The sequence below is a fragment of the Fibrella arboris genome (assembly GCF_041321095.1).
Lineage (GTDB): Bacteria > Bacteroidota > Bacteroidia > Cytophagales > Spirosomataceae > Fibrella > Fibrella arboris.
On record NZ_JBGGWE010000016.1, the window covers coordinates 98,698 to 121,183 of the forward strand.

The window sequence follows — 22,486 nt, forward strand, 5'->3', positions numbered from 1 at the left end:
TCCCAGATCGGCATTAACCCTTACGTTTATGCAATCCGACTTTCAACACGGCTATACCAGTGGCCAGGATCAGGCACAGCGGGATCATTTTGAGAGCTTTGTCTCCAGTCAGGAGAATGAAACGTTTCTGGCTACTCAACTAGCTCGCTATCAACGTGATCTGGACGTGCTCGACACCACTATCGCTACCACGACCGAGCGCAGGCAACAGCTTGACCAACAGCAGTATACCCAGCTGAGCGCGATCAGTTCGCTATCGGGAAAGGTGGCTCAATTGCGCGACCAGCTGGCACAGATCAGGGACGAGCAAACCGATTTACGGGCTCGCCGAAAAGCAGCGGCGCCCGAGTATTCACTGATCGGAGGCTTGTTCTTTCTGGTGGCAGGGTTATCGTTTCTGTTCGGTGACCTGATCATCTCGCACGAGATTGTAGCCTATGCGCTCAACATCCGCGATAACACCGAGGCATGGGCCTTCGCCGTCGGGCTTGCCATGGTGACCGTTTTATTGAAGCCAGCGTATGACCGGTTGCTTGAACGACCCTACCAGGCAGATCCGGCCAAAAATCAGGTACGGTATGAGCGGTTCAAGCTGGCTCTCGCGGCTTTTGCCCTGGTTACACTGGCCGTACTGGGCTGGTTCCGGTATGAGGCCTACCGGACCGACCAGTTAAAAGCTGCCATTAACCGAAGCATCCGACAGCTGCAGCAACAGACTACCCCGCTCGACGGATCATCTGCTCCGATTGACCCGAGTGTGTTGGCAAAGATCGAACAGCAACTCCAGCAGTCGGGCGAATTGAATCTGGCTTTGGTCAGCAGCCCATGGGCCATGCTATCGTTTGTCTTGAGCGGCTTACTTTTTGCGCTGGCGGGTGCTGTTTGCCTCGGCATCGGGCTACCCGTGCTTTCTGCTTTCTGGTTCCGGTGGTTGCAGGCAGACCGCCGACTCTGGACACTGCGCCGCCGGGAAAAACCAATACTTCGCGAGTTGGCTCCAGTCGATCAGGCGCTGAACGAACACGCCATGCAACAACAACTGATCGACAAACAACTCGATGGCCTGCCAAATCTGGACTCGTTACAACAGCAACGTACCCAGCTACTGGCCGATCTCATCCAACTTGGTAATGAGCATCGACTCGCCCTGACCGACCGCCGAATAGCCCAATACAATGACGGGTACACGAACGGCTCGTCGGATCGTCAGGTACAGCCGAGGCAGGGAAATCGATTGGCTCAGTTACGGCCTCATCTCGCGCTTCGCCAATTGATACGGGACGAGATGAATGAAGGTTCATAAAAATATGTTTATATATAGTTTCTGTATAACTTATTACAAAACTAACAATTGAGTACTATTCGCCTATCGCTCTTGGAGTAAGTTTGCGCATCAGATTCTACCGTCGTCAACTCATCTACCAATCGCCTATGCGTCAACCACTACGTTTTTTCTGGCTCCTATTTGTAGGGGCCTTCTTTTTTTGTGTTTCATCAACTCGTGCGCAAATTTCTATCTCAACAACAGGCTCGAGCATTACTACTGATTTTAATACGCTACCAACAACTGGCGCTCCAACGTTTACCCAGAACGGCACGATCACGGGTGTTTATGGCGAACGAACAGGTAACGGAACAACGATTGTGGCTGATGCGGGCTCAGGCACTGCCGGAAGCCTATACAGTTACGGCTTGGCCAATGATACGGATCGGGCCATTGGTTCAGTTGGGTCGAGCAATGCGGCGGCGGGAAATTTCGCCTATGGAATACGCTACAAAAACACGACCAGCACGGTTATTACAGCCTTACAGGTAAGTTTCAATGGCGAGCAGTGGCGGAGTGGTGGACCAACATCTGCGGCACAGACCGTCAGTTTTTCATATCTGATTTCGTCTAGTGCCATCACCACGATCTCGCCTTCGTCTGCTTCGCCAGCGGGCTATGTGGCCGTATCAGCACTGGACTTCACCTCGCCAGTAAGCAACACTACGGTTGGGGCATTGAATGGGAACCTGTCCGCAAATCGCTCAGCCAGGACAGCCACATTCGCAGTTACCCTCAATCCAGGCGATGAGATCATGCTTCGCTGGTATGACCCCGACCATAGCGGTACAGATCATGGTATGGCTATCGACGATGTGAGTATTATTGCGAATCCGCCAGTTGCTTTTTTGGGGGCTTCTCCATCAAGTTTATCAGGTTTTCAAACGGTACTGGGTACGGCATCAACTGCCAAAACATATGCCCTGACAGGCTCAAACCTAACTGCCGATGTACTGATAACTGCTCCTGCCGGATTCAGTATCTCCGTTGGGGGTGGAGCCTATGGGCCAACAGCGACAGTGACACCATCTGCGGGCTCAGTGAATGCAACCGTGTCTGTGCAAATGGTGGGTGCTGGCGTTGGTGCGGCTAGCGGTAACATCGCTATCGTATCGGGTACAGCATCGCTAAATGTGCCAGTAAGCGGGTATGTTTTTGGTACTTCTACAAGCTCAGGCCCATGTGGCAATAGCGTTAGTATTCTGGATTCGCGAAATGCACCACTGGGTACGTCTGTCACAATTACCGGCCGGTTAACTGTATCGGGGCAATTTGCCAATGGCCGTAATTATTATATCCAGGACGAAACAGGTGGTATCGCCATTTTTGACTCACCCGATAACCGGGCTATCGATTACAGCATCGGTGATCTGATTCAGGTAACAGGAACAACGTCAGCGTTTAATCTAGACAAACAGGTTCAAACACTTACCTGTTTCAGTCGGGTAGGTACCGACAACGTGTTGCCCGTTCCGATACCGATTGCCCTTGCTGACCTCTGTACTTATCAGGGGCAGTTGGTTTCTATTGCCGACGTTTCGTTTTCGGCCACCACCGGCACTACCTTTCAGGGCAGTACCAATTACGGCCTTACGGGCGTGACTGGCAAGGAAGTCCGCATTTACAACACCACGAACCTGGTGGGTGCTCTACGCCCGACGGGTACAACCAGTGTTACCGGCGTGGTAGGTGTTTTCAACTCGATCTGCCAGCTTTTTCCGCGTTTTGTCGATGATGTAGCAGGAGCCGTTGCCAACTCCGGTGCGGCTTGTGGTGTACCAACCATCACGCCAGACGCAAACGCACTGGATGTTGTCATCTGGAATGTGGAGTGGTTGGGCAACCCGGCCAACGGCCCCAGCCAAAGCGGAGCCGGCGATGCCACGCAGATTGCCAATGTAACCACGGTACTGAAAAACCTCAATGCCGATGTATTCATGCTGGAGGAGGTTTGCCAGTACAACGCGGCTGACCCAACAGACAACACAACGGCGTTTGGCCAGTTGGTTAATGGGTTGAATGCGCAATACGGTGCAGGTACGTATGCCGGCGAATGTTCACCGGCCGTATCAGGCAGTGTGCCCGACCCAAATCCGCAACGGGTTTGTATCATTTATAAACCGTCGGTTGTCACAAAAATTGCAAGCAAGCCTCTGTTGACAGGTGCCAATGTTGTGGGCTATCCAACCGGCAACGCCTCTCAGTTTTACGCCTCCGGCCGCTTACCGTTCATGTTTACAGGTATGGTCAATACGAGTGGCACCAGCAAGCAGGTTCGCTTCATCGGTATTCATGCCAAATCAGGCTCCGATGTAACGTCTTACAACCGGCGGGTTTACGATGTGAAAGCGTTGTATGACACACTCCAGGCCCAATACCCCAATGACCTGATCATCTATGCGGGTGATATCAATGATGATGTCGATAAATCGATCTATTTGACTGACCCAACCAATAATGTGGCGGCTATTAGTAGCTACAAACCCTTCCTGTATGCAAATCCGGCAGAGACTGATATTAACGGTACCCGCCCGAACGCGAATTTTGTGGCCATCACAAAAGAACTCAGTGATGCAGGTTGCGCTTCAACGGTTAGTTACGCCGATATTATCGACCACATCATCGTGTCGAATGAAATGGCACCCGCCTATGTTGCCAACTCGGTAACGCGGATCACGCCAGCCATCAGCAACTATAGCAACACAACGACGGATCATTATCCGGTCTATGCAAAGTTTAACCTGGCCAGCGCATTGCCCGTACAACTCGTTCATTTTCGGGCAACGGTAGCAGGCGATCGGGTTTCGCTGGCCTGGGAAACAGCCTCAGAACGCAGTGCCTCCCGTTTTGTCGTAGAACGCAGTGTCGACGCCCGTGAATTCTCAACGGTTGGACAGGTGGCCGCTTCTGGTCATTCAGCGTCGAGAAAAGCGTATGGACTTACTGATGAGCAGCCACTCACCGGAACGAGCTATTACCGCTTGCGAACAGTCGATGTAGACGGAACCAGCGAAACAAGCAAAATTGTGGCGGTTACGCTCGATGAGACAACGCCTGCCATGGCCTTACTAGGTAACCCCATTGCTGATAATCAGCTCCAACTGGCCGTTCGAAACATGGCGGGCGCCAGCTATCAGCTCCGCACGCTTACGGGGCAAGCTGTTCGAATGCAACTGGTACACCTGACCGACCGGGTTGTTAAATTACAGGTTGACCAACCGTTAGCAACTGGCGTTTATCTGCTGGAAGGGCGCATCCGTACCAGCCGTACAGTCTTGAAAGTAGTGATTGAGTAAATTCACGACTCAAATACCCTGCTCTGTAAGGCGGCAACCTCGATCGGGGTTGCCGCCTTTTTCGTGGCTGTGCGCATCGGAATGACGTACCTGGCGCAGCTGACACGTTGCAGCTCAAACGGATACTAAAAAGAGGCTCGTTCACTCAAATGAGTGTTACTACGCAGCTATTGCCTCAATTACCTGATTTTATAAATCGGTAACTTCTACGCTAAACAGATTCCAGCGGGCCGTGCACCTTTGTGAGGCAATTCACGTCAGTTTTCTCACTGACAGTGAAGTGATTATCCTAACATTCTAATCCTTTCCAACAATGGTGCACCAAGCAATTCAGCCAGGAAAACAAACCTTGCTAACGCTCGATACGGCAGGTATCGTGCGCGACATGAATCACAGTGCCGAGCCGGTTCAGCTGGCTGGCCAATCGGCCCGGGAGGTAGCCGATGCGTACCTGCAGCAGCAGACGGATCAGTTTATGCTTCAGCCACAGGCGCTAAAAAAGCTATCGAAGGCGGTGGCCCTCACGCCCGAGGAAGAAACCACCGGTTTCCGGTTTACGAATGAGAAGAGCCAGTTCGATATCACAACGGTTGGCTATCAGCAAACCTACTTTGGTCTGCCCGTCTGGAATTCGGGGGTGGCGGTCCAGGTAAAAGATGGCCCCTACCGCGTGGTCAGTTCGCAGAACTCATCGGTGATGGACCTTGCTCCTGACAAACCAGCTGATGAATCGGTTCAGCGTATGGCCTCGTTGAAAGCACCAGAACTGGCCGAACTGCTGGGTACGTCGCCCAAAAAGCTTACCATCAATGCGCGGACACTCTACGTTTTCCGGTATGAAAAAGCCAGACGTACCAGTGATCACAAGGGCCACAAATATGATGGTTTCGCCCATGCAGACATCACGTTGCCACTGCCTAAACTGCCCGCTTCGATTAAAGACGGCAATTTTTACGTAGCCGAAGAGTTTCTGTTCACCATGCCCCTACCTGAAATGGGCGACGTAAACTGGCGGGCTTTTGTAGAAGTAGAAACGGGTGCTGTGCTGTACCTGCGGGCATTGATAGACAACGTCAACGGGCTGGTTTTTGAAGTGGATCCGATCACCAGGACGGGCAACGCGGCTAACGGACCAACGGCCAACGGCGCTACACTCGACACGCTGCGCCAGGTTGTAGCGTTACCGCTCAACGCGCCCGTAGGCGGCATTCAGTCGTTGACTGGCCCGTTTGTCCGGCTTACCGATTTTGAAACACCGACCATTGCGCCGCCAACGGCACCGGCAGCTACCGATTTCAATTTCAACGCCCGCACCAACGGTTTTGCGGCCGTGAACGCTTACTATAACAATGACCGGTTCTTCCGACTCGTGCAAAGTTTGGGCTTCAATCTGGCTTCCTACTTCGATCACACCACGTTTCCCGTTCCCGTTGATCATCGCGGTCATATTTCTACCGCCAATGGCAATGAGGTTAACGCGTATTGCGGCGGTAATGGGACCGGCAATGGTATTGGGCGGCTCGGGTACATGTTGGCCAACACGGCCGATGTAGCTAATCCGATCAGTATTGCAGCCGACTGGCGCGTTGTGCTGCACGAACTAGGTGGTCACGGCATTCTCTGGGATCATGTAAATTCGCCCAACTTCGGCTTCGCCCATAGTGCCGGTGACTCGTTTGCGGCCATTCTGAACGACCCGGACACCCATGCCACCGACCGATTTGAGACGTTCCCCTGGACGTTTTCGTCCCTGCCAGCTGGATCGCGCCGGCGGCACGACCGGTCCGTGGCAGCGGGCTGGGGCTGGGGCGGCAGCAACGACGTGGGTGGCTACAGCAGCGAGCAGATTGTGTCGACCACGTTATTCCGCCTGTACCGGTCAATGGGCGGTGATTCGCCAGACCTGGGGCGTCGGCAGTTTGCTGCCCGCTTCGCCGCTTACCTCATCCTTCGGGCGGTAGGTACGTTAACGCCCGCTACCAATCCGCCTGCCGGGTTGATGGGGCCAACAGCGCTGGCCTCTGCCCTGACGACCGCCGATCTGGGCGACTGGACATCGGAGGGGCACGCTGGCGGGGCCTATAGTAAAGTGATCCGTTGGGCATTTGAGAAGCAGGGCTTATACCGGACACCCGGCACACCAGCCACCAGCGAAGGAGCCCCACCGCTGGTCGACGTATATATCGAGGACGGACGAGGCGGTCAATACCAGTATCTTCACAACCACTGGAGCAACCAGAGCATCTGGAATCGCCGGGTGGCCGATGGCGGTACTACCCACCAGGAGCCGATTGTGGGGCAACCTAACTTCGCGTATGTGAAGGTAAAAAACAGAGGCACACAGACAGCTACGGGCGTGGTGGTCAAAGGCTTTCACTGCAACCCCGGTACAGGCCTGACCTGGCCTAACGACTGGGCACCCATGACGACGGCCCAGTTGGCAGGCGCTACCATTGCCCCCAACAATGCGGCGGAGATTATTGTAGGTCCGTTTACGTGGACGCCTTCACAGGTTGGTCACGAGTGTATGCTGATGATCGCTTCGGCCACTGGCGACCCCAGTAACATCAACAATTTTTCGGCTGGAGATACCATTCCGGAATGGCGGCTTGTACCGCACGACAACAACATCGGCCAGCGTAACGTGGCTCCTGTAGCGGGTAGTTTAAAAGGGCTGTTGCGCGCTTTTGAAGGCCGGCAGTTCCTGATTCGGAATCCGATGCGGGAATCCGGGAAACTCCAGATCAAGGTGACCATGCCGCCGCTGCTCGAGAAACTGGGCTGGAAACTCCACTTCGTCAATGAGCAGGATCTACGCAAAATTGACGGCGGCGGACGAGTAGCGGCCACCATGAAGCTGGAACCCGGCGAGAAATTTACCGTCACCGACCTCCGTAAACAGAAGAATCTGGCTATCGTGGTCGAGACGTATATCGACGGGATGCTGACCGGCGGCATGACGTACCTGATCGATCCAATGCTGAAGGAGAACGAGCCCAACAAGCCGTTGATATAAGCGGCTTAATGGTACACGGATAGATTGAGGGTCCGCGGATTAGTTGGATTAACTGGATTTATGCAGATCAACGGCTTATAGCTATGATCCGCGTAAATCCAGTTAATCCGTGTACCATCCTACTCAGTGCGTTGTATTCGGGTGGAATGACTGCCAGGAATGCCAGAACTCCTGATACGCCTGCACGGACGTCAGTTGCTGACCAGCCAACGTACCGGAGGTGGCCAACCCACGCGTAGTCCAGACTGTAGCGGTTTCACGGTCTCTCAACTGGTTGTTGGCAACGGGCTCGAATGTGAGCGTCTGCCCATTGGCTAGTCGATTAAAGACACGAAACGTCTGCCCATCGGCGGCCAGCGTTACAACAACTGGCTGCTTGCCAACAACGGTATTGATCGCTTTCTTTTTGACCAGCTCATTCCAGTCGACAGCGCTGGCTGCTTTTCCGTCCAGCACGCCCACCACCCACGATTTGCCTTGCCACGACGCCGAGTCTCTCCTGGTGAGTTTTCCTCGACGAACACCGGTATCATAAGTAGCCAGGCTATCGGTCTCTTCCCGAAAAGCAGGATCGGACTGCATCACCAGGGTCCTAGGGTGTTCAGATGCCCATTCTGCCAGTGTCATCTGTCGGGCCGTCAGTTCGGTGAGCGCTTTTCCGCGGAGCGATCCCTGGATGGCCTCGCCGGTGGCTTGCCGCCACCAGCTTCCCGTGCTATCGTCTTCAAACATGGCGTTGAAATGATCCATGCCAACCAGCCTGAACGTGAGTGGTTTTCCGTCGAGAACAGGGTCGAATACCCGCCCTGTGCGACAAACGGTACAGTACGTCACCATGATGGGCTTCCCGCCTACCGTGTCACGTACCTGATGATGGTAGCCAATCAGTTGGATTGGGTAAGCCCGGGCTTCGCCATTTTCCACCACACCCAATACCAGCTTATTGACCGGAATTTTGTTCTGGCTCATCGGCAGCATGCGTTTGGTCGTCGGCTGCAAAAACATGTGATCGGCCATCATCGTCATGTTGACCGTATAAAATACGCCGGCATACACGACGATCAAGCCGATCACCAGCCACCGGTGCCACGTCATCCTGGGCTTGGTGATCGCATAAAAAACGGGGGTAATCAGGAGCAGCAGAATCATCGCCCGAAGCCAGGGCACGTACTGGTGCAACCAGTAGGCTACCCCTACCCGACTCAGATTGGCCGCGTCGTCGAGCTGACTGCCCGGAAACGGCATGATGAAATAAACCCGAACTGCTTCCAGTAAAATGAGCAGTATCAGGCCCACCAACGTCCAGCGCAGCGGGTTCTTGTTCATGGTTCTATGGATTAGGGACTTGGGTACGATAAGGTGCCTGGGTGACTAGACAGCTCAGTTGCCTACTCACCCAGGTATCCATTTACAGGATCTGCTTCGTGATCTGGTTAAAATCGACCACGGAAAAGCCTTCGGCGATCTTGCCATCACGAACCGTAAACCGGGCGAAACCCGGCACGGTGAATGGTTTATTCGTGGCGGCCGGAGCCAGAAACGCTGAACTGTGGGTTCCTGAAAAATTGGCTTTCAGAAACACGGCATCGCCCTCCGCAATCACTTCTGTCACCTCGATTCGAAAGCCGGCAAATGTATTGTCCATTTTTCCCATCATCGCCGTCAGCCCGTCGATACCATTGACGGTTACACCCAACGAATTGCGAAACGCCACATCGGGTGTAACGATCGTTTTCAGAAAGGCCACGTCGCGGGCATTGAGCAGGGCGTTGAAGAAGGCAACAGCCGTTTTGGCCGCAGGCGACTTCGCCGCGAGGGCATTGTTTTTCTGGATAATCGCCTCATTTTTTTGTGCCACGCCAGTGTTCATGGCAACGTATTGAGCAGAGGCAAATGGAGCCGAAGCCAGTAGTAATCCGGCCGTAATCAACAGTTGTTTGTGTACAGTCATTGGTAGTGAATTATAAGTGGTAAAGAGATTATGTCTTGTCGGTGGCCGCATAGCCATTGGTCGAAATCAGGGCGGCCCGGTTGCGGTAAAAATCCGGATCATTGACGGGCGCTACCGTTGCCAGGCCATCGACGTAGCGGTTGAACATACAGAAGGCGGCGGCAATCAGCACCGTATCGTGAATGTCACGGTCAGTAGCACCTTCAGCCCGGGCGGCATCGATCTGTTCAGCCGTTACGTACTTGCCCCCCTGCTGCACACTCCCGGCCACCGCAAGCAGGGCCTTGAGCTTGCTCGAAATAGCTGCATTCGGGTAATCCTGCTTCACAGATCGTACCAAACTCCAGTCGTCGTCGCCCAAATGATGGCTGGCGACAGCTCCGTGGATCGTCTGGCAGAAAAAACAGTCGTTTTGCGACGACACGTAGGTGGCAATCAGTTCGCGGTCGCCTTCGCTAAGCGTCGAATCCGGGTGATGCGCATTGGTACGCAGTAATACATTGGCCAGATCATTTAATGGGCGGGCCGTTTCGGGGCTGAATACCATAGGTCCACGAATGCCGGGGACGCCAGCGGGGAGTTCGATATGTGGCATATGTCGGGGTCAGTTCAGCAGCCAATATGCCCCCAGCCAGAGCTGACTGGGGGATACAAACTACTAACCTATGAAAGACTTGTTTACCGTTGATTCGATAGAACCGGCTGAGGTAAAACGTACCCCAACGTACCCATCCGTTCACCCATCGCCTCATACGCAGCGGGGTCCGTGGGGGTGAGGGTAGCCAGCCCGTCTACGTACCGATTGTACATGCAGAAAGACGCGGCAATCAGCACGGTATCGTGAATGTCGCCATCCGTTGCTCCCTGATTTCGGGCTGCTTCGACCAACCCAGTACGCACCGTCCGGGCATCGGCTTGAACGTGCCCGGCAATGGCTAACAACGCTTTCAGTTTGGGCGACACAGCAGCCGTATCGGCATCGGCCAGCACCTGATCGACAATCGATTGCTGATCACCGTACAGAAAACGGGCTGCCGCTGCATGGCTGTTCTGGCAGAAATCCGTACAGTTGCGGCTCGAAACGTAGGCGGCAATCAACTCCCGCTCTGCATCGATGAGGGTACTATCCGGCGACCCGGCACGGAGAAGTGCCTGCGCCAGTTGGTATAATGGCTGGCCCGTATCGGGCCGGTACATGACGAGGCTCCGAATGCCGGGCGCGTCATTATTTAGTTGAATATGAGGCATATGAAGAGGTCATTTGTAGGCATTACTAGTCATTTATTGCCCGCTCGTCGGTTTGTAACGTACCCAGACTGCCACCAGGGCGATCAGGAAAGCGACCGAAAAAACGAGCAGGGCGTTGCCGAAACCACCCAGTCCGGCCACCATCGTTCCGACAAAAAATACGGCCGTGCCGGTGAAGAAACGGCCAATATTAAAGCTGATGCCCGCTGCCGTTGCCCGAATACGAACGGGAAACAGGGCCGGAATGATGCTGGATAACGCCCCCTGACTGATACCGAAAAACAGGGCAACGAAGGCCGTTTCAGCGTAGATGATCGGCGAAAACTGGCTGTTTGTCAGGAAGAGCAACCCACAGCCACCCGCACACCCCACGAAGGTCATTAACAGGGTGCGGCGTGAGCCAAAGCGGTTGAGCAGCATCCCCGAAAAGAGCCCGCCGACAATGCCACCCATACCCAGCAACATCATGGTCAGGCCTCGCTCCCGCTGCCCTGTTTGTCCCGGCGGCAACAAGGTCTGCACCCAGGTGGGGATCCAGGAGAACGTACCCCAGAGCCCGACCAGCACAGCCCCGAATACAAGTACGCCGGTGAGCAGGTTGGCCCGGTCGGCGGTGGTCCAGGCAACGCTCTTCGCCTGGTTTACTGACCGTTGCTGACGCTGCCAGCTGGCCGACTCTGGTAGTTTGATCAGCATGCACAACGCGATCAGCACCGGAATATGCCCCAGCCCAAACGCCTGCCGCCACAGGACCTGACCAACGTTCAATCCACCCGTGGCCACAATGCCGACCGGGAACATAACGGCCAGGACACCGAGCACAACAGCCCGGTTTCGGGCGGGCCAGATCTCGGAGATATAGACCGTTGTCAAGAGCAACACACCGCCAACGCCCGCGCCCGTCAGGAATCGACAGAGCAACAGCGAGGGCCAGTTGGGCACCATCGTTGTTGCCAGCATAGATACGCCGTACAGCGCCGTCGCGAAAGCCACCGCCTTGGCCCGACCAATCCGGTCACTGACAAAGCCAAAAACCAGCCCGCCCGTCATCCAGCCGTAGAGAAACGACGCGCTGATGTACGCGCCCACGTCGCCCAGTTCGGCTGCTCCACTCTTATTGCCCAATAGCTCGGGAACTACCACCGGCAGAAACGTCGCCATCAGTGTCGAGGCCGTACCACCCAGCAGATAGGATACAGCACATAGGCCAAAGGCCAGCCAATCGGCTGTTAACACGTCCTCATTCGCATTGACTGCTTCCGTCGTCATAGCACATCCTGGTTTAGTGGTCATTGACAGGTAACCTACTTGAGCCCCTGATCGAAGGTGAGCGAAACGTAATAGAGACCACCAACGGCAGGTGAGCCGTAGGCTTGCACAACGTACTGATTCGTCAGGTTCGACGCCCCCAGTTTGACTACCGTTTTCAGCGACGGCACCCGGTAATTCACCTGTGCATCCAGCAGGTGATACGCCGGTACAGGGCCAGGAATCAACGCGTTGAATGAACCCACCCAGTCGAAGCCCTCCTGCCAGTGCCAGGCCACGTTGAAGCCGAGATTCGGTGCTACGTTCCGATGACCCAGTGTTACGTTGGTTTTCAGCCGTGGTGTATTGAAGGCGGCCACATTGTTCGGGTCAGCGTTTCGAATGTTGAAGGATGACCAGGTGCCGTTCCCGCTCAACTGGTACCCACCCGGCGTGCGGTAGGTCACCCCAAGCGTTGCCCCCTGCGCCGATACCTGATCGGGTGCGTTTGTGTACAGCTGGAAGGCCTGCACCCGGCCATTCAGAATATCCTGCGCGGCGGCGGGGTTGGGCTTGCCATCGCTGCCCAGCACCGGGCTGTCGGGCCGCAGCACAACGGTGTTCAGAATGAAGTTGGTATACACACCGTAGTAGTAGTTGGCATCAACCGACAAGTTGCCCGTCAGCAAGCCCCGGTAGCCCACTTCAACACTGTTAACGCGTTCTGGTGCGATGTAAGGGACTGCTGACTTTTGCAGCTTGTCTTTGTTATTGAGCACCGCCTGTTGCGGCCCAACTTTGTTCACGTCTGCCCCAAAGCCAGCCCCGAACTGGTTGACACTGCTGGCCGTAAATGAATTTTCATAGACGTTCATGCCCGCGCTATTGCTCGGCGCACCACCCAGAATCGTGATTGGCCCTACGTTCAGCTTGATGAACTGGTCAGACGGGGTGGGGTTGCGGAAGCCTGTCTGGTAACTGGCCCGGAAGTGGTGCCGATCCGTGGCAGAGAAGACCGCCGATGCACGGGGGTGAAGTAACCCGCGAAATTCTGGTTTTTATCGTACCGGCCCGACGCGGTCAATTTCAGCCGGTCGGCAAGCAGCGTTTTGCTTACCTGCAAAAAGGCCCCGAATTCACTGTACAGAATACGGCCGCCTTTATCGTCGAACAGGGTTCCGTTGGTGAACAGGCTATACTGCCGGTAATTACCACCCACGAGCACCTCGGCCGCGTTTTTCAGTGCCGACGTCAGGTTGTACTGCCCGTCTGTATGCCACATGCTCGTCTGGCTTAGAATGCCAGCCCCCGCCAATCCCTGAATGCCGATCAATCGACTTTTCTGGGCTTCATACTCCGACGTACCTGGCTGCAATCGCCCCTGATCGGCAAAGGCACGGGCCGCCGTTTGGCTGTTCCCGGCAACCGATGGAACAGAACCGGCAAAAGCAGCGGCATACCGGTCGAACCACGTCTGGTCTGCCTTGTCGGGCGACACCACGTTACCGTTCAGATCACGTACCCACGTGCGGTTGATCTGCTGCCCCAGCGACCGCGTATTGAACGAATCGTGTGAATCCTCTGCGTTGCTGTACCAGCGCACAAAGAAGTTACTCCCCCGCAGTTCAACCCGGTGCTGAATCAGCGAGAAACCGTTGACAGAGAATCGGTTAGAGCCGGTATAGTTCGCCGTTCCTTTGGCGAAATTGTACGCGTAGATCGCTTCCAGCCTGGGGGTGATCCGATAATGTAGGGCGCCATTCAGTTTCAGGCTGTAGACGTTATAATCCGTGAGGTCTTTTTCGGCGTAGCCCGTCCGCGACACCTGACCGATGCCGGGCAGGGTGCGCACTACTTCATCGCCGTAGATATTGAGCGCATTCCGGGCCGGGTTGTTCGCTCCACGCAGTTCGGGTGATGTAGTCTGGTTTACATCGGAATAATCGGTAGCAAACCAGTCTAACCCACCCATGTAGGAGGCATTGAGTTTAAACGCGAACCTGGACCCGAAGGCTTTGGCGTAGCGCAGGGCATGGTCGGTATACAGAGCCGCGCCTGTATTGGCGTCGCCCAGGTGATTGACGCCGACTTTGGATTGCACGCTGAGACCCTGGTTGCGAAACGGGTCTTTGCTGGTCATCAGCAACACGCCGTTAAACGCCGCCGGACCATACAAGGCCGATGCCGCGCCCGGTACCAGTTCCACGCTTTCGGCATCCAGGTCACTCAGGCCAAACATGTTCCCCACAGAGAAGCCGAAGCCGGCAGGCTGATTGTCGATGCCGTCGATCAGTTGTAAAAACCGGCTGTTGCCCGTACTGGCAAAGCCCCGCGTATTGATCTGCCGGTAAGTCAGTCCGCTGGTGACCATATCTACCCCCTTCAGGTTGTTGATCCCTTCGTAGAACGACGCCGAAGGGGTTTCCCGAATGGCGCGGACATCCATTTTTTCGACCGTGACGGGCGCGCGCAGCAACCGTTCTTCTACCCGCGAAGCCCCTACAACGACTTCGTCCAGTTGACTGGTCGTAGCAACGAGGCGTACCTCGATAGGCCGATCGTTGGTGCCGACGGTCAGTTCCTGCCGCTGGTGCCCAACCATCGATATGGCCAGTTGCAGTGTGCCTTTCTGCGGAACAGTCAGCGAAAAACGCCCGTCGCCGTCGGCTGTTGCACCCGACAATTGTCCTTTAACAACAACCGACGCACCGGGTAAGGGGTGCCCCTGGCCATCGCGGATTATCCCTGTTAGTCGGCGCGTTTGGGCGAGAGTAGGCAACGAAAGGGTAAGCATCATCGCCAGCGCGATGATCGAGTATATGAGTTTCATGATTATGAGTGTAAAAAGTGGTTTCCCTGCTGACAGGGATCATTTATTTCACCTGCGCTGGATACCCGCCCGGTGGACGAACGTACCCACGTCCCGTGATTCGCTCACCCAGCAGTTGGTAATAGGCCGGGTCGGTAGGTGTCACGGTAGCCAGCCCATCAACGTATTTGTTGTAGAGGCAGAACAGAGCGGCAATCAGTACGGTGTCGTGAATCTCACGATCGGTGGCTCCGGCTGTTTGTGCCCGGGCAATTGCTTCGGGCGACACAGCGCGTCCAGCCTGCTGCGTCAGGGCAGCAATCTGAAGCAGTGCCTTCATTTTTTCACTCACGGGAGCCGTTTCAATGTCGGTCTTCACCGCAAGTGCCGTTTCCGATTCGCCCAGCAACAGGTCAGCTGCTTTGGTATGGGCCGCATTGCAAAAGTTGGTGCAGTTCCGCGAGGACACCAGCGCCGCAATCAGTTCGCGCTCGCCTTCAGTCAGCGTCGACTCACCGCGTAGGAGCAGTTGCGTCAGGTTTCGGATTGGCTCGGCCGTATCCAGCCGGTATTCGAGCAGGCCAGTGATCCCCGGCAGATGATCTGGAAGTGGAATGTGTGGCATATCGTCAGATCAGGCTATAAATCAGACTGTTACTACTTACCAACTTCGTCGAACTGCCCATTTTTGCTATAGTCAAATTGGGGGCTACGTTCGTTTTTTGAGCAAAAAGAGCGCCTGTCAGCAAAAAACTTGCTGTTGCGTGTACGTCAGGAAAAGTCATGGTCTAAGTCTTGTCTATGGGGCGAACGTCAAGGGAAAGGTAGCCTTACCGCGTTGCGACACAACGGGCGGTTGCCGCATCCAGGTTACTGACGCACTATACCCCGTGAGATTATCGGAGATTCCATTATAGCTGTCTACTTTTCGTAGCACAACCGATACGTGATCTTTTGTGTATTGCAGCCCAACACCCTCGTTCGACTGAGGGCGTTTATCGAGGGCAAAACCCAGCGCCATCAGTTCGTCATGCCAGGCCTTATAGGCCTCGACTGATTTTGTCTGGTCAACCAATGCCGTTGCATTTGGCCCAAATACGTAGCTCATTACCTGCGCTGACGAGGCCGGCTGGTTCAGATACGCAGGTCGCTGATCCATAAAGAGGCAACTCCAGTTCGTCAGCGACTTCTTCCGCTGATAACAGGTGTACCCTTTTGCCTTCATCGCCTCTTCAAACGCAGCAGGTGTCGTTGTCACCAGCCGAAGCATGTCGGTGATCGTCAATGATTGTGCCGACAGTGTTCCTATGGAGACAAACCATAGAACACCAAGCAGGAATCGAGTTCGCATCGTGTAGGTACGTCCTAGATTTTGATACCGACCGACAACACGGCATTACGTCCATCTGACGACCATACTCCGGGACCGGGGTAGAACAACGGCCGTTTGGTGAAGTACTGGCTGTTCAACACGTTGTTAACACTACTTCTAACATGTAGCCATGAGGTTACCCGCCAGGTAGCGTTGATATCCCACACGCCATACGCAGGCACAGGTCCTTTAGCGCCATTGGCCGTAGGAACGGGGGTGTTCAATGCGTCAGAGTAGGTCATGCCTACGTAGCTGTACTGAGCCGTTAAACTAGCCGTGCGGTAACGGAACGTCAACCCGTTTCGAGACGTAAAGCGGGGAGCCGATTCAACCTGATTACCCGTTACATTCCGATTTTCGGTTCCCGCCGATACGTTTGCGTTGATGTAGCGGGCATCCATAAAGGCTGTCGACGTAAACCCGCTAACGGTCAGCCGACCGGTGTTCAGCAGTTGTCCTTCCAGCAGCACTTCCACCCCCTGGCTCCGGCTGTCGCCAATCGTTGTGCGGAAGGTATATGGCTGACCATCAGCACCGGTCTGCACCAGTGTCCCCATGCGGTTTCGGTACAGCACATCGAACAGGCTCATGTTCACATGCAGTCCTTTCCAGCGGCCTTCTACGCCCAGTTCAGCGTTATATCCGGTTGCATCGCGCAGGTTTTTATCAACCCGTTCATAGGTCGAAGCGGGGATGATATCCTTGAAAATAACCGGACGGTAGGCTTGTGACAAGCCGCCGTATAGGCGAACGGCCCCATTCACCTTGTACTGTCCGCTGATTCCCAGCAACGCAAACTGGTGGCTGATGTCGTTGGGTAGATTACCCGGATCGTAGCTAGTAATGACGCCCCGCATCTGCGTAAGCCCGTGTTCGACCCGAATACCGGGAGACAGTGTCAGACGCGATGATACGTTTAGCTGCATTTCGGCGAAAAGGGCACCGTTGCGCGTGTAATACCACAGGTCGCGCCCGAATGGTGCGGTCAGTGTCATGTCGTAGTCCGAACCGGTCGTGCCTTTGCCTAACTGTTGACGATGCAGATCGTTGTGCATCAGTTGGCCCCCAATCACGATCGTCGCGGGCATACCAGCCAGCCGAAGCTGGTGCAACAGCCGCGCTTCGGTCGTGAAGCTATTGAAATGATCAACGTCGACCTGGCGCTGGCGGTACTGGCCCGTCACGGGGTCTGGCAAATCAGTAACCGTAGCGAACGCATCGATCAACACACTGTTTCGCACACCCAGAACCGCCGACGTGATCAACTGAAGCCGGGTGCGGTGGCTCAACTGCCAATCGGCCCGTAGCGAAGGCACCCAGATATCCGGGCTGAAGTAGTTTCGGTTGCGCGTCGCCTGCCGTGCATCGGCCCGAAACATCGAGTCGGTCAATGGGCCGGGAAGATGATAGACATACGTCGACCGCGCCAGCTCGGCCGTCAGGCTTAGCTTCGCCGAGGCCTGATAACGTAAACTGGCGAAGAGTGCCTGCGCGTCAGACTGGCTGCTTTGCCGGTACCCATCCGAATGACGCCAGTACGCGTAGCCGTAGTACGTCAGTTTGCCAACGCGACCACCCACGGCATTGTAGGTGCTGCGCAGGCCATACGAGCCAACCGACCCAATGCTTTCGAACCCAAACCGGCGGGTGGTATCGGCCTGCTTGGTAACCATATTGAGCATTCCCCCAAACTGTGCCCCATACTGAAGTGATGCCGTTCCGCGAACCAGCTCAATGCGCTCCAGACTTTCGCCCGGTGGTGAGAAATGGCTGGCCGGATAGCCATACATATCTGAGTTGGTCAATACGCCATTGTAGCGCATGTTCAGCTCCCACGACCGGTGCGCATCCAGTCCCCGCGTGGCCACGTTGATCTGATTGCCCGACCCGTCCATGTCGTAGATGAACACGCCCGGTACGCGGGCCAGCAGTTGCCGAGGGTTTTTCTGAGCGACATCGGCATCGGTATCGGCCAGCCGGATCAGTTCCGTACGTCGCCCGGCCATCAGGTACGTTCCCTGCTGATCCGGTAAGGCCTGAACCTCACCGGATCGGGACGTTCGTACCTCGACCGTTCGCAGTTGCTGGGTACGTAGTGTATCAGGAGTTTGAGCAAAGCACGGCCAGGCCAACAGCCAACTGGCAATCGACGCGCCTTTCAGCAAGTTCATAGAAGAGAGTTGTTGAGTATACGGTCAGGTTGTGTCAATGCCTACGGGATGCAACACAGGGGGCCTGCTCAAAGCGGGCATCTCCCCTGTCGTTACATCAATCGTATGCCGTTGACTTACAAGCCTGATCCGTCTGCTTTTCCTCTGGCTACGGCATAGGAACCGATATTCTTACCGCATACTAATCCCGACGTGCAGTCTGACCGGAAGTGGATCATCCCATACACCCGTGACACCGAAGCCTCCTGAGCCCGGGCCCAGAATTCATCGGAACGATCGGGAAAAATGCTGCCCAGTACCGTTGCTGCCGCCGCCGAGAAGGTCGAGTGGCCAGAGGTGTAGCTAGGGAAATTGGGCAGACCTACCGACGTTTTCACCCCAAATTGCTGCGGGCGGGGAGTATAGTAGTAAAACTTGGTTTCCCAGCAACAAACACCGGCATCCTGCAAAGCCGTACCGACCAGCGCCAGTGTACGCGCCATACGCACCTCGCTATATTTAGCTTCGTGCGCGGCATCGGCTGCCGAGCGCATCCAGTGCCCCGGAGGCGTGTAACTACCTGCGCCATCGGCCCAATAGTTGGCAATGCGAGCCTGCTCGCGTGTCTGGTTTTTGTTGATCTCCCTCAGCTCGTTCAGCTCGGTATTGAACTGATCTGACCCAGGCAGCGGGGCCGGGCCGGGCCGTAGCGACACCAGCGTGGCCCGATCGAAATTCCAGGTTGACACGGCTCCGTAGTTGGGCAACATGGGCGGACGCAGCGGCGACTCCTGGCTAGTCCATACCTCCGTTTGACCACGGCTTTTGGCCGATTCGATCATACCGGCGGTGAGCGTCTGGTTGTTGGCACCGCTCATACCGTCTGTTTTGGCACGGGCCATAATTTTAGCAGCCACCTGTGTACCCAGGCTGGCACCGGCGTCCAGCTCGCTTTTCACGTTCATGCCGGCCCACTGACGGGCATTCGTATGCTCAGCTACTTTCGCATCAATGAAGGGTACTTCGCCAGGGAACATCGCTTTCAACACAACTGCTGAGGCCGCCGCCACCACCGCATCTTCCGATGGATACGTTGGCAACGCAGAAACAGGCAGTGCAGCCGTTACCGTTGCGTCGACTTTCGATGGCGCTGTCCGCTTAAACTTATACTTATAGCTCCAGGCGGCCACCAGCGCGTCATACTGCGCTACGCTTAAGTTTGCCAGTGCCCGCGCCGTGTAGGGCGGGTTGGCAAATGGAAATTTGGGGTCAGCCAGTGGGTTGGCGGCATCGGGCACCGGATATTTTCCGTCGGCGTTCGAGGCGGGCGGCGTATTATACCGGGCCGCCAGTTCACGGGCAATTTCGTTCCAGCGATACGCGGCGCCGGCTCCCCAGTACACAACCGCCTGCTGCTGTTCCAGCGACAGGTTAGCTGCTTTCGATTTCAAATCGGTCAGCTCTGCAATGTATTCGGCCGACGAGGTTGAGGAAGGTGTCGCAATCGTTACGTCGGTTGGGCTGGTCAGCACGTACGTTTTCCACGTACCTGCCTTATCGTCAACGCTGGCGGGTGTATAGCCCACGCGTTGTGGTTCTTCAATGGTCTTATCGCAGGAAACAACCGTCATGGCAACGGCTACAAAACTGAGGATAAGCGCTTTATTTATATGTTTCATTGTGTTAAATCGATCAGATCTGTACGGTTTCGACAACCATGCAGGCTTCTTATTTCAGGTTGATTTGATACAGTAATCCCACCATAAACGAGGTGCTCTGGCCCATATTCAGGCCATTGGTAACGTACCCGGCGCGGGCATTGACCCCGACGTTATGGGGTTGGTACTTGCCATACCAGCCCACGGTCGTTGCCTGCATGTTGTTGGTGGGGAACGGCATGTCATTCCGGCGAATATTGTCGCCCGAGGTACACGTGAAGCGTTCAGCGAACACTTCCGTCTGAAACGCACGACGCAGGATACCAAACCGAACGGCCCCATCCAGTGCATTGGGCACGGCCACCTCATTCGTGTTATACACCCGATCATTGGCCTGATAGGCATCCTGGTCAATGCGCATCGTCCCACGCCAGATATACGACCCATGCGCCGTCAGATACAGGCCCGTTTTGGGGTGTTTGTAAGTCAACAGCACCCGCCCAGCCACTGACCGGGCACCCATACCAATCGACATAGGCTGGAAACTGGCGACGTAGCTGCTCAGCGGCGTAGATGCACCGACAAGTCCGTGTAACGAGAAGCCTTTGTATTGCAGGGCATTGACCTTCAACCAACCCGAAACGTCCTGAAACCCTTTCTGACCCATCAGGTTCCCGGCCGAGGTACTGGTCCAGATATACGGGACGTTTACGATCAGGTTCACCCGGTCACTCAAGCCCACGGTAGCCATGACCGATGCACTTTGGGTCGTGTGTGTACCAATGTTGAAATTCTCGCGTTTCAACGTATTTTCCCAATACCAGTTCCAGTTGCTCCGGCCATACATGGCAGCGGCGCAAATGGTCTTTTTAGGCATGTAAATCGCATCTTGGGGCATCTGTGCCCAGCTGGTTGTTGCGCTCACCAACAGTAGCGCAACAAGGAGGAGTTGTTTTTTCATAGGAATAAGAATCATAAAACCGAGCCATCCTGATCTACAGGATTCGACGCCTACCGGAAAAGACACGGGGCACCGGTTTCCTGTACTTGTCAAATCCTATAGATCGGTGCGGTCTAAAAGGAACGGCTCACGTTAAAGGAGATGAGGTAATCGGCAAAGGCAGCATCCCCATGCTTCAGGCCCAGTGGATCGAGCTGATCGGCGTAGCTGCGTGTGCGGTTCCGATATACGGCAACAGGCACAGACAAGGCGGCGGCATACCCTCCCCTCATGTACGAGAAGCCAGGTTCAACCGAAACGATGTAGCCCGGGCGACGGAAACCGCCACTCCCGCCAAATGCATCTTTCGCCGGCACCCCTTCCACGCGACCTCCCAGCATAACAGCCAGGCCCGGGATGAACCGAATAGACTGGCTCAGACCCAGACGGGCAGCAAACTGATCGGCCACCGAGAATTCGCCCGTTACCAGGTCGATCGTGGTTGCTGTCGGGTTGCGCTTAACACCGTTAGTTTCGCGGGGATTGAACAGGTAAAAACCATTGGCATAGACAGTTAACCCGCTATTGGTCACCTGCGAATAACCCTGGAGTTCTACACTGGCACCGACGCCCCCATCACCTAGCTGAATCGACTGATCGACGGGCAGTGTAACGGTATAGTCGACGCCTTCTTTGGTCTTCTTGTGAAACTGATCCGTTACCTGGTAGTCACCGGTTGGCAGTTTCACCCCTACACCTACGGCCAGGTTCGTTTTGGGCAATTTAGCCGGATTGATTACCCAGTAGCTGGTTGAAATACGGAGATCACCGATGCCTTTCGAACCGGTATGGAACCGGTTGGCGTCAGGACTGATACCGCTCCCCGCCGCCGGATTACCGTAATGCTCATAAAGCGATGATCGGTCGTTCATCTGAACCGGCAGATTAACCGACACCGACCAGCGCAGCGACGGCATGTAGGTGATGCCCAGATCCAAGGCGTGGGATGTATTAATCACCTGCGTACCCTGTTCAACGCGTTGTTTCTGTTCAACGTCACCGACAAAGTGTTTATACGACTGGAAATAGCGGTAACCAGCCGATACCTGCCAGTGGCCGGTACGCTGCTTGAAAAAAGCAGCCGACGACCCCGATGGGGCCGCGCAACTCATGTGACGAACGGCTACGCAACCCTGAGCAGCAGCAAATTGGGTACTAACAAGTAGGCCAAGCAACGCTAGACCCGTATATTTTAAAGATGAGATCATAGAGGAAAGTAGCCCCTTCTACTCCAGGTACGTTCGCAGACGTCATTCCGCCAGGTACTCGTTCGATTTTTGGCTGTGTTGCGTCAACACGACTTCAACAGCAAGTCGTCAGACAGACTGACAACTGCGAGAAGCATCATCTTCCAAAAAAAGGTTGAATTACCTGTACGTCAACGCACAGTACGGCAGAACCGTGAACCAAAAGC

Annotated in this window: 15 protein-coding genes and 1 pseudogene; 3 read left to right on the forward strand and 13 right to left on the reverse strand. The window is 55.2% G+C overall.

Going from position 1 to position 22,486, the window contains the following annotated elements:
• Positions 1-28: 28 nt before the first annotated feature.
• The 3 genes from ACAW75_RS22575 (at position 29) to ACAW75_RS22585 (ending at position 7,636) form a co-directional block, all read left to right on the forward strand.
• Positions 29-1,303, forward strand: coding sequence for a hypothetical protein (locus tag ACAW75_RS22575; RefSeq protein ID WP_370731033.1), 1,275 nt, complete (start codon positions 29-31; stop codon positions 1,301-1,303).
• A gap of 128 nt (positions 1,304-1,431) precedes the next feature.
• Complete coding sequence (locus ACAW75_RS22580) at positions 1,432-4,620, forward strand: DUF5689 domain-containing protein (protein WP_370731034.1); 3,189 nt, start codon at positions 1,432-1,434, stop codon at positions 4,618-4,620.
• Positions 4,621-4,933: 313 nt separating this feature from the next.
• Positions 4,934-7,636, forward strand: a complete 2,703-nt coding sequence (locus ACAW75_RS22585; protein ID WP_370731035.1) for a hypothetical protein — start codon at positions 4,934-4,936, stop codon at positions 7,634-7,636.
• A 123-nt stretch (positions 7,637-7,759) separates the two neighbouring features.
• Here ACAW75_RS22585 and ACAW75_RS22590 read toward each other — a convergent pair whose 3' ends face one another.
• The 13 genes and pseudogenes from ACAW75_RS22590 to ACAW75_RS22650 all read right to left on the reverse strand — a co-directional run bounded on the left by ACAW75_RS22590 (position 7,760) and on the right by ACAW75_RS22650 (position 22,280).
• On the reverse strand, positions 7,760-8,962 hold the full coding sequence (locus tag ACAW75_RS22590) for a DUF3179 domain-containing (seleno)protein (protein WP_370731036.1): 1,203 nt from the start codon (positions 8,960-8,962) through the stop codon (positions 7,760-7,762).
• Between the two features lie 82 nt (positions 8,963-9,044).
• Complete coding sequence (locus ACAW75_RS22595; protein ID WP_370731037.1) at positions 9,045-9,587, reverse strand: ester cyclase; 543 nt, start codon at positions 9,585-9,587, stop codon at positions 9,045-9,047.
• A 28-nt stretch (positions 9,588-9,615) separates the two neighbouring features.
• Positions 9,616-10,182 carry a carboxymuconolactone decarboxylase family protein gene (locus ACAW75_RS22600; protein ID WP_370731038.1) on the reverse strand — a complete coding sequence of 189 codons (567 nt, stop codon included), beginning with the start codon at positions 10,180-10,182 and terminating at the stop codon, positions 9,616-9,618.
• 83 nt (positions 10,183-10,265) lie between these two features.
• Positions 10,266-10,835, reverse strand: a complete 570-nt coding sequence (locus ACAW75_RS22605; RefSeq protein ID WP_370731039.1) for a carboxymuconolactone decarboxylase family protein — start codon at positions 10,833-10,835, stop codon at positions 10,266-10,268.
• A 33-nt stretch (positions 10,836-10,868) separates the two neighbouring features.
• Positions 10,869-12,104 (reverse strand): MFS transporter, encoded by a 1,236-nt coding sequence (locus tag ACAW75_RS22610; protein ID WP_370731040.1) that lies wholly within the window; start codon positions 12,102-12,104, stop codon positions 10,869-10,871.
• Positions 12,105-12,139: 35 nt separating this feature from the next.
• Positions 12,140-13,054, reverse strand: a pseudogene (locus tag ACAW75_RS22615) (TonB-dependent receptor); the annotation flags it as partial.
• Positions 13,009-14,913: a carboxypeptidase-like regulatory domain-containing protein gene (locus ACAW75_RS22620; RefSeq protein ID WP_370731041.1), complete on the reverse strand. Its 1,905-nt coding sequence runs from the start codon at positions 14,911-14,913 to the stop codon at positions 13,009-13,011. The pseudogene ACAW75_RS22615 and the gene ACAW75_RS22620, both read right to left, overlap by 46 nt.
• A 43-nt stretch (positions 14,914-14,956) precedes the next feature.
• Positions 14,957-15,517 (reverse strand): carboxymuconolactone decarboxylase family protein, encoded by a 561-nt coding sequence (locus ACAW75_RS22625; RefSeq protein WP_370731042.1) that lies wholly within the window; start codon positions 15,515-15,517, stop codon positions 14,957-14,959.
• A 174-nt stretch (positions 15,518-15,691) separates the two neighbouring features.
• A complete protein-coding gene (locus ACAW75_RS22630) occupies positions 15,692-16,243 on the reverse strand; it encodes a hypothetical protein (RefSeq protein ID WP_370731043.1) in 552 nt (183 codons plus the stop codon).
• 14 nt (positions 16,244-16,257) lie between these two features.
• Positions 16,258-18,435: a TonB-dependent receptor family protein gene (locus ACAW75_RS22635; RefSeq protein ID WP_370731044.1), complete on the reverse strand. Its 2,178-nt coding sequence runs from the start codon at positions 18,433-18,435 to the stop codon at positions 16,258-16,260.
• Positions 18,436-18,551: 116 nt separating this feature from the next.
• Positions 18,552-20,093, reverse strand: coding sequence for a phosphatase PAP2 family protein (locus tag ACAW75_RS22640; protein WP_370731045.1), 1,542 nt, complete (start codon positions 20,091-20,093; stop codon positions 18,552-18,554).
• 49 nt (positions 20,094-20,142) lie between these two features.
• A complete protein-coding gene (locus ACAW75_RS22645; RefSeq protein ID WP_370731046.1) occupies positions 20,143-21,033 on the reverse strand; it encodes a hypothetical protein in 891 nt (296 codons plus the stop codon).
• 113 nt (positions 21,034-21,146) lie between these two features.
• On the reverse strand, positions 21,147-22,280 hold the full coding sequence (locus ACAW75_RS22650; protein WP_370731047.1) for a hypothetical protein: 1,134 nt from the start codon (positions 22,278-22,280) through the stop codon (positions 21,147-21,149).
• Positions 22,281-22,486 lie beyond the last annotated feature (206 nt).

Bases quoted from the DNA above. Each gene is read 5' to 3' on its own strand.
- ACAW75_RS22595 (WP_370731037.1), bottom strand. From the start codon at position 9,587: ATGACTGTACACAAACAACTGTTGATTACGGCCGGATTACTACTGGCT.
- ACAW75_RS22645 (WP_370731046.1), bottom strand. From the start codon at position 21,033: ATGAAAAAACAACTCCTCCTTGTTGCGCTACTGTTGGTGAGCGCAACA.
- ACAW75_RS22630 (WP_370731043.1), bottom strand. From the start codon at position 16,243: ATGCGAACTCGATTCCTGCTTGGTGTTCTATGGTTTGTCTCCATAGGA.
- ACAW75_RS22605 (WP_370731039.1), bottom strand. From the start codon at position 10,835: ATGCCTCATATTCAACTAAATAATGACGCGCCCGGCATTCGGAGCCTC.
- ACAW75_RS22610 (WP_370731040.1), bottom strand. From the start codon at position 12,104: ATGACGACGGAAGCAGTCAATGCGAATGAGGACGTGTTAACAGCCGAT.
- ACAW75_RS22625 (WP_370731042.1), bottom strand. From the start codon at position 15,517: ATGCCACACATTCCACTTCCAGATCATCTGCCGGGGATCACTGGCCTG.
- ACAW75_RS22590 (WP_370731036.1), bottom strand. From the start codon at position 8,962: ATGAACAAGAACCCGCTGCGCTGGACGTTGGTGGGCCTGATACTGCTC.
- ACAW75_RS22585 (WP_370731035.1), top strand. From the start codon at position 4,934: ATGGTGCACCAAGCAATTCAGCCAGGAAAACAAACCTTGCTAACGCTC.
- ACAW75_RS22640 (WP_370731045.1), bottom strand. From the start codon at position 20,093: ATGAAACATATAAATAAAGCGCTTATCCTCAGTTTTGTAGCCGTTGCC.
- ACAW75_RS22650 (WP_370731047.1), bottom strand. From the start codon at position 22,280: ATGATCTCATCTTTAAAATATACGGGTCTAGCGTTGCTTGGCCTACTT.
- ACAW75_RS22575 (WP_370731033.1), top strand. From the start codon at position 29: ATGCAATCCGACTTTCAACACGGCTATACCAGTGGCCAGGATCAGGCA.
- ACAW75_RS22600 (WP_370731038.1), bottom strand. From the start codon at position 10,182: ATGCCACATATCGAACTCCCCGCTGGCGTCCCCGGCATTCGTGGACCT.
- ACAW75_RS22620 (WP_370731041.1), bottom strand. From the start codon at position 14,913: ATGAAACTCATATACTCGATCATCGCGCTGGCGATGATGCTTACCCTT.
- ACAW75_RS22580 (WP_370731034.1), top strand. From the start codon at position 1,432: ATGCGTCAACCACTACGTTTTTTCTGGCTCCTATTTGTAGGGGCCTTC.
- ACAW75_RS22635 (WP_370731044.1), bottom strand. From the start codon at position 18,435: ATGAACTTGCTGAAAGGCGCGTCGATTGCCAGTTGGCTGTTGGCCTGG.